Annotated in this window: 11 protein-coding genes; 5 read left to right on the top strand and 6 right to left on the bottom strand. The window is 38.3% G+C overall.

The features are described from left to right. Positions 1–94 precede the first annotated feature (94 nt). The 6 genes from ACFINO_RS08800 to ACFINO_RS08775 form a co-directional block, all read right to left on the bottom strand. Positions 95–817 (bottom strand): hypothetical protein, encoded by a 723-nt coding sequence (locus tag ACFINO_RS08800; RefSeq protein ID WP_375655476.1) that lies wholly within the window; start codon positions 815–817, stop codon positions 95–97. A gap of 87 nt (positions 818–904) precedes the next feature. Then, positions 905–1144, bottom strand: a complete 240-nt coding sequence (locus tag ACFINO_RS08795) for a hypothetical protein (RefSeq protein WP_375655475.1) — start codon at positions 1142–1144, stop codon at positions 905–907. Beyond that, on the bottom strand, positions 1141–1704 hold the full coding sequence (locus ACFINO_RS08790) for a hypothetical protein (RefSeq protein ID WP_375630467.1): 564 nt from the start codon (positions 1702–1704) through the stop codon (positions 1141–1143). Before ACFINO_RS08790 ends, ACFINO_RS08795 begins: the two co-directional genes overlap by 4 nt. Positions 1705–1718: 14 nt before the next feature. Continuing rightward, complete coding sequence (locus ACFINO_RS08785; RefSeq protein ID WP_375655474.1) at positions 1719–2519, bottom strand: hypothetical protein; 801 nt, start codon at positions 2517–2519, stop codon at positions 1719–1721. A gap of 113 nt (positions 2520–2632) precedes the next feature. Continuing rightward, complete coding sequence (locus ACFINO_RS08780; protein WP_375621921.1) at positions 2633–3013, bottom strand: hypothetical protein; 381 nt, start codon at positions 3011–3013, stop codon at positions 2633–2635. Between the two features lie 223 nt (positions 3014–3236). Then, entirely contained in the window at positions 3237–3569 is a 333-nt protein-coding gene (locus ACFINO_RS08775; RefSeq protein WP_375612684.1) for a helix-turn-helix domain-containing protein, read from the bottom strand. Positions 3570–3681: 112 nt separating this feature from the next. On the opposite strand from ACFINO_RS08775, the gene ACFINO_RS08770 reads away from it, so the two are divergent. From ACFINO_RS08770 to ACFINO_RS08750, 5 genes are all read left to right on the top strand, one after another. Next, a complete protein-coding gene (locus tag ACFINO_RS08770; protein ID WP_375635078.1) occupies positions 3682–3960 on the top strand; it encodes a hypothetical protein in 279 nt (92 codons plus the stop codon). A gap of 10 nt (positions 3961–3970) precedes the next feature. Further along, the gene (locus ACFINO_RS08765; protein WP_375655473.1) at positions 3971–4642 is read left to right on the top strand and encodes a hypothetical protein; all 672 of its coding nucleotides are present in this window, start codon (positions 3971–3973) and stop codon (positions 4640–4642) included. Positions 4643–4913: 271 nt separating this feature from the next. Continuing rightward, a complete protein-coding gene (locus ACFINO_RS08760) occupies positions 4914–5387 on the top strand; it encodes a crossover junction endodeoxyribonuclease RuvC (RefSeq protein ID WP_375655472.1) in 474 nt (157 codons plus the stop codon). After that, complete coding sequence (locus tag ACFINO_RS08755) at positions 5377–6495, top strand: hypothetical protein (protein WP_375655471.1); 1119 nt, start codon at positions 5377–5379, stop codon at positions 6493–6495. Before ACFINO_RS08760 ends, ACFINO_RS08755 begins: the two co-directional genes overlap by 11 nt. Further along, positions 6482–6838: a hypothetical protein gene (locus tag ACFINO_RS08750; RefSeq protein ID WP_375621830.1), complete on the top strand. Its 357-nt coding sequence runs from the start codon at positions 6482–6484 to the stop codon at positions 6836–6838. Before ACFINO_RS08755 ends, ACFINO_RS08750 begins: the two co-directional genes overlap by 14 nt. The last annotated feature ends 50 nt before the right edge of the window (positions 6839–6888 follow it).

Raw genomic sequence — 6888 nt, 5'->3', positions numbered from 1 at the left:
TTTAAAAAAGTGGAATTTGTCATCTTGATTTCCTACATTGCGCGCAATTCACCCGTGGCGTGAATCACGCTGGTGTTAAAAGGCTGGTTGGTTGTTAAATTTTTATGTCTTGAGGAATTCTCGTGTTTCCGCGAATATTAGCTAATCCACGAATTTCGGCATTTCTAAAGATCTTGACTGCGTCATAAATGCGAGCACTATCATAAACTTTTGCATCTCCAAAAATCTCAACATTTCCATAATTAATATCATCCTCATACGTGAAATTGGAGCATGATATAATGACATCACCATAAACTTTAGCATTGTTATAAATGAGAGCAGGACCACAAATTATTGCGTTCCCATATACACGAGCATTGTCGTAAACCTTGGCACTATTCTTTATTCGTGCATTCTCAAAAACTGCTGCGTCACCATAAATACGTGCGTCATTGTAAACTTCTGCATCACCGCAAACATGAGATTTGTCGCGAACAACAGCATCACCAAAAACATGTGCACTACCAGAAACCTCTGCATTACCGTAAACAACAGCACGACTGTAAACTTGTGCATCAGAATAAACTGAAGCATTTCCACTAATACAAGCGCCATCAAATATCTTAGCATTATGAAAAATGGTAGCGCTTTCATACACCTTGGCATCATCATACACCCAGCAATTACCTTTATGACCTAAGTTATATTCCTTTTCAATAAAACCACCAAGATCTCCTTTTTTGACATCATCAAAATCCCTTAAAGCACGAATACGGTGAAGAGTTTTTCCATCAAACTGAATTGTTTCATCAGTAAGTTCGTATTTCTTTTTCATGGTTTATTTCCTTGATTTGCGTACAATTCACCCGTGGCGTGAATCACGCTGGTGTTTAAAAGTTGGTTTTTCGGCGTTAGAAACGGCTTATATGGCTATTACGGTATTACCAAAAATCTCGGCAAAACCACAAACTTTAGCTTTTCCATAAACTTTGGCGTTACCAGAAACCCAGCAATTGCCATCATGACTTAGATTGTCTTCTTTTTCTATAAAACCGCCTAGGTCACCTTTTTTTACATCTCCAAAGTCTCTTAATGCTCTAATTCGGTGAAGAGTTCTTCCATCAAACACAGTTTTTTCATCAGTAAATTCGTATTTTTTCATCTGGTCTTTTCTCCAGTTGAGATTCTTTTATTGCCATCAATCCAGTCGTCCCAACATACACATGCTGCACCGTAAATTTTTGCATGACCGTAAACATGCGCATCACCGGAAACTTCTGCATTGCCGTAAACACGCGCCCTATCGTAAATGTATGGCTCTTCGTAAACTTGTGCATTGCCATAAACTTCTGCATTATCAAAAACGTGCGGTTCACCGCAAATATGTGCATCACCGTAAACTTCTGCATGACCGTAAATGCATGGTTCATCGAAAACTTCTGCTTTGCCATAAATACGAGAATTGCCGTAAACATGTGCATAACCGTAAACTTGTGCATTTTCGTAAACCTTAGCATTACCAAAAACCTTGGCATTACCGTAAACTTTTGCATAATCCCCAATCCAGCAATTACCATGATGACTTAGATTGTCTTCTTTCTCGATATAGCCGCCAAGATCACCTTTCTTGACGTCCCCCAAATCTCTCAGTGCACGAATGCGGTGAAGGATTTTGCCCCCAACTTCGATTGTTTCATCAGTAAGTTCGTATTTTTTTTCCATGGTTTAAGTCGCCCTTATCTTAAAACAGTGTCATTTCCAGATACTTTTGTATTTCCGGTTACTTCGGCATTCTCGCAAACTATTGCACCACCAAACACACGGGCATTTCCAGAGATTTTTGCGTGACCGCCAACTTTAGCTTTTTCAGAGACATGTGCTCCATCATAAATTTCGGCACAACCACCAACCTTTGCTTTACCGAAAATACGAGCATTGTCACAAGCGGATGCAACGTGCGAAATTGTAGCGTTGTCGAAAACTTCTGCATTGTCATAAACGCGTGCATGTTCGGAAATTACGGCGTCATGGTATATTCTTGCTTTTCCATAAACCTTGGCATCACCGCAAACTTTTGCATTAACGTAAATGACTGCATCATCGTAAACATGTGCATCATCGTAAACACGTGCATCATCGTAAACATGTGCATCATCGTAAACACGTGCATCATCGTAAACACGTGCATCATCGTAAACTTGTGCACTTCCATAAATACGAGAATTGTCGTAAACCTTGGCGTTACCGTAAACTTGTGCCTTATCGTAAACTTGTGCATCATCACAAACCGTAGCATTTCCACTAATACAGGCGCCATCAAATATCTTGGCATTATCAAAAATGGTAGCGCTTTCAAGCACCTTGGCATCACCATCTACCCAACAATCATCTTCATGACTTAGGTTGTCTTCTTTCTCGATATAGCCTCCTAGGTTGCCTTTCTCGACATCACCAAAGTTTCTTAAAGCACGTATACGGTGAAGGATTTTGCCATCAACATTGATTGTTTCATCAGTCATTTCGTATTTTTTTTCCATGGTTTTACTCCTTTAAGTTAGATTCTGCCTTTGTCGTTCTTGCAAAAGAACGGCATTGCATTGTGTGGTGAATTTTTTGAAAAGGAGGCGTCTTTTAAAAACGCCTTTAGCTTTTAAAGCACATCACAAGGACGCAAACGGTGTTGTTTTTCGTAAGAACCATACATTGCATCATCATATTCGCGCTGTTTTATATCATCTAAAAAAAAACCGTATGCTGTGCTGTGTAGAATAAAATCGTGAGGAATGTTTCCGTTGAAACACTGCTCTTCACATTCTTTAAGATAGAATTCGGCAATATCTTCAGAGATATCTTCGCAACGATTAGTCGTTGGTTCAATACGCAAAATTTGGACAGCATTATCGGCTTGGTCGATAAATTTGATCATGTCACTTTCTTCTAAGAAAGGACCAGATTTAGCGAGATTTTGCTCTTCATTTTCGCACATCACTAAGAGAATTTCATCAGAATTTATAAACACTGGTTTATTCACAAATGCCTCCATACTGCCTATTGGCAAAAGTTATTTTCTAAGATATGGGAGATAAATATATGCAAAAAGTGCAAGTGTCAACATAAAAATGTAAAAAGTGCATATTTATGCTAGATATGTTTTTTTAAAAAGTGCACTATCCACAATTTATGGAGATACAAAATGCAAATAGCGGAACAAGATTCTAATCTTTTAAAAGGGTTTTCTCAGAAAGAAAAGGAAACTATAACTTATCTTTTGATTGCCTTAAAAACTCAATATATAAAATCACAGACTTCTTGTTTTCTTCAGAAAGATCACGATAAAAATTCATAAATTCTTGATCAACATCATTGAAGAAATTGGGGGGGGGCTCGTTAAAAAACTCAGCTATTTTAACTAATTCCCCAATACTTATGCTTCTTGATTTTCCATTTTTGTAAGGATTAATCATTCTGCTTATAGTGGATTGATGGATTCCCAAGTAGGCGGCTAGTTCTATTTGAGCACCGTGTCCGCGCTCGTCTAATTTTTTTTCTAGCCATTGTTGGATACTTTTTTCAATATTGCTACTCATAATTTAAATATTATCCCTAAAAATACGTAAAATGCAAAAATGTGAAAGGTGCATTTTTTGTTGACATATGTAAAAAGTGCAATTATTTATTGTGCTGTTATGGAGATTACATATGCCTTCGAGATTAATTATAAAATATTTAGGTGGTTTCAAAACTGTAGCAACCATAGTGCAAAGAGATGTGTCATCTGTTTATAGATGGCGTGACATGCCAGCAAAACACCAGCAAAAAATTTTAGATTACGCACGTGATCATGGGATAGATTTGCGTCCAGAAGATTTTTTTTATCCCGAGCGCTTGCAGAGATTAATGCAAGAGCAACACCCCCCAATGTCGAAAATTTGCAAGAGCTGCGGTGTTGATCACACCGGAGAAACTTTACAGCATTAAGGAGATAAAGATGAGTTCGAATGAAATTTTATGGATAGCAGTGGTTTCAGTTTTGCTCTTAAGCGGAGTGATGTTTCGTATTGCATTGCATTATCGCAACCAAGTTAAAGCACTTAAAGATCAGGTTCAAGATATTAAGAAAAAAATGAAAGAGAATGAGTTTAGGTATTTAAAGGAAAGCAAGCAGACAATTGATGAATGTGATGCAGATCTTGAAGAACGTGACGAGGAAATTAAACAACTGAAACAAAAGACTGAAGAGCATGAAAAGGCGTTCAGAAATGTAAGTGAAGTTGTAATGACACTCGAAGCAGATGTTCAATCACGTGATACGGAAATTAAAGAATTGAAGCAAAAGATAGATGCGTACCGAGAAGAGTTTAAACGGAAAAGTGAAAAGATACAGGCACTAAAAGCAGATGTGCAATCACGTGATACGGAAATTAAAGAATTGAAGCAAGAGATTAAAGAACGCGACGAGAAAATTGAAGAACTTAAGCAAAAGATAGATGCGTACCGAGAAGACTTTAAACGGAAAAGTGAAAAGATACAGGCACTAAAAGCAGATGTTCAATCACGCGACGAGGAAGTTGAAAGACTAACACAAGAGCTTAAACAGCGTGATGAAGCAGTAAAAGCGCCGGCTCATAAGAATAAGAAGAGTAAGAAGAAGGGTAAGTGAGGAGAGAGGGATGGGCTTAATTGCACTTATTATATCTTGTATTGCTAATTTGTGTTCATGTTATGCGGTTTATACCAATTTTAAAAACATAAAAATGCTTAGACAAGCGATAAATGAAAGAGACGAAATAATAAAAGAGCAAGAAAAGCTCATCCAAAAATTATCTTTTCCTAACGTTTCTTATTGTGTGAATTGTAGTAAAATTGTGTGCAGAGAAGTCGTTTAAAGCACCATTCTAAGAAAAAACAATCATTAAATACAGGTGATTTAGATGCTTCATGCAATCCTTTGTTTTGATCTAGGTACCAAAACGGGGTGGGCGATACGTGGTGCAAGTGGTGACATGTTCAGTGGTACCGTGAATTTTCAATCGCGCCGTTTTGAAGGCGGTGGAATGCGTTACTTGCGCTTTAAGCAATGGCTATCAGAAATAAAGCAGACAGCAGGTCAAATTGACGTGGTGTATTTTGAAGAGGTGAGGCGTCATAAAGGTACAGATGCAGCGCATGTTTACGGTGGTTTGTTAGCAACGTTAACGGCGTGGTGTGAACAGCATCAGATACCGTATGAGGGGATACCAGTAAGTACGATTAAGAAAGCGACGACAGGCAAGGGGAATGCGTCGAAAGAAGAGATGATTAAGGCGGTGCGTGCAAAAGGGCACAATCCGAAAGATGATAACGAAGCAGATGCTTTAGCAATTTTATATTTAGTTAAAGAAAGGGAATTGGGGTATGTCCAGTAAATTACCATGGACGAGGCTTTTTGCAGACAAGTGGCTACTTGATCTTGCATATTTGCCAGCTTTTGAAGGTTTCATATATGTTAAGTTGCGCTTTCAAATGCTTCGCACAGGAGAGCCGCTTACGAATAATTTTAAAGTGTTATCTTTATTGGCTGGCTGCTCAGTAAAAAAATTTCAGAAGGCATTAGATCTTTTATTAGAAACTGGACATATCATTTGTTTAGAAGATGGTCGGTTGTGGAACCCAGATGTTGAATTAGAATTAAATGATAGCAAAGAGAAATCAGAAGCAGCAACAAAAGCAGCTCATTCTAGATGGCATAAAACAAAAGGTAAAAATGACAATAATCATATAAAAGAAAACGCATATGCGGATTGCATGCAGAGCGCATACGATGCGCATAGTGTTGCGCAATGCGAACGCAATGCCATTAACAATAACATTAACATATATAAAAAAAATAAAACTAACGTTTTATTAAAAAAAGAAATTGATTTTGAAGATTTAGAAACAATCGATTTGGTTGACGAGCCAATCGAGTGTGATGTTGAAAGCCAATCAAAGCAAACCAACCAATCAATCATTCACGAGCAAGAAAGCGTTCCTAAGAAAGCCAAGCGAAGTAAGGGGAAAAAAGAACTTGGAAGCGTACCAGAAGATTTTGAACCTGATTTGCAATACGCAATCGATAAAGGCTTAACGCATGATGAGGCGTTATTAGAATTCGAAAGATTTAAACTTCATTGGAAAGCCAACCCATGTCGAAATGCAAACAATCGCGATTGGCAAAGTGCTTGGTGTGGTTGGATTATTAACCAGAATGGAACGCTCGCCAAGAAATTAGAACAGGAGAAACGATATGCAAACGAACGCTATAAGCTCTCAACAAATAACTTCACAAACAGCCTTTCACAAAGCTTCAGTACACTCAAAGCAGCAATCACCACTAGCGATTCTTATGGATCAGAATGCAGCAGAGATACAGAGGCTATCAGTTCATTTGCAAGCACTTGCCAAGAGAGTGGACCGGAGTGTGTACCCTCCAACCTCTATGCATGGAAAGCCGTTGACGCTGGAGGAGAGATCGCAAGTTTTGCAAGACTGTAATCGCTTACAAGCACTGCTTTCACGGAAAGTTACGGTTGAACATATCGAGGCGGCTGCTTATTTGCTTTCTGGTCTAAAAATACCGGCAAATATAGACCCTAATGTTATCGCTTTAAATTACAGCATAGCCTTATCAGATGCTTCAGAATACGCTCTAAAGCAGGCTGTTAAGGATATCATATGCGGAAAAGCAAAAGGATTATCGAAAACCTTTATGCCAACAGGAGCAGAGCTTGCAGAGTATTGCAGAAATTTGAAAGCAGAGCTTTTTTCGGGAGCATCAGTCATGAAATCGCATTTAAAAGCATTGAAGGATAAACAGCAAAGTAGTGAAGTTTGCTGATGATTTTGAGAATATATATGCGTTTAAATTGACAGAAAGGCACCGTACAG

Origin of the sequence: Bartonella sp. AA83SXKL, assembly GCF_042196965.1 — a bacterium.
Classification (GTDB): domain Bacteria; phylum Pseudomonadota; class Alphaproteobacteria; order Rhizobiales; family Rhizobiaceae; genus Bartonella.
This window is presented reverse-complemented; position numbering and strand designations above follow the sequence as displayed.

What these genes read in the sequence shown, in the direction of transcription:
- ACFINO_RS08800 (WP_375655476.1), bottom strand. Translation starts at nt 817, where the DNA reads ATGAAAAAGAAATACGAACTTACTGATGAAACAATTCAGTTTGATGGA.
- ACFINO_RS08795 (WP_375655475.1), bottom strand. Translation starts at nt 1,144, where the DNA reads ATGAAAAAATACGAATTTACTGATGAAAAAACTGTGTTTGATGGAAGA.
- ACFINO_RS08790 (WP_375630467.1), bottom strand. Translation starts at nt 1,704, where the DNA reads ATGGAAAAAAAATACGAACTTACTGATGAAACAATCGAAGTTGGGGGC.
- ACFINO_RS08785 (WP_375655474.1), bottom strand. Translation starts at nt 2,519, where the DNA reads ATGGAAAAAAAATACGAAATGACTGATGAAACAATCAATGTTGATGGC.
- ACFINO_RS08775 (WP_375612684.1), bottom strand. Translation starts at nt 3,569, where the DNA reads ATGAGTAGCAATATTGAAAAAAGTATCCAACAATGGCTAGAAAAAAAA.
- ACFINO_RS08770 (WP_375635078.1), top strand. Translation starts at nt 3,682, where the DNA reads ATGCCTTCGAGATTAATTATAAAATATTTAGGTGGTTTCAAAACTGTA.
- ACFINO_RS08765 (WP_375655473.1), top strand. Translation starts at nt 3,971, where the DNA reads ATGAGTTCGAATGAAATTTTATGGATAGCAGTGGTTTCAGTTTTGCTC.
- ACFINO_RS08760 (WP_375655472.1), top strand. Translation starts at nt 4,914, where the DNA reads ATGCTTCATGCAATCCTTTGTTTTGATCTAGGTACCAAAACGGGGTGG.
- ACFINO_RS08755 (WP_375655471.1), top strand. Translation starts at nt 5,377, where the DNA reads ATGTCCAGTAAATTACCATGGACGAGGCTTTTTGCAGACAAGTGGCTA.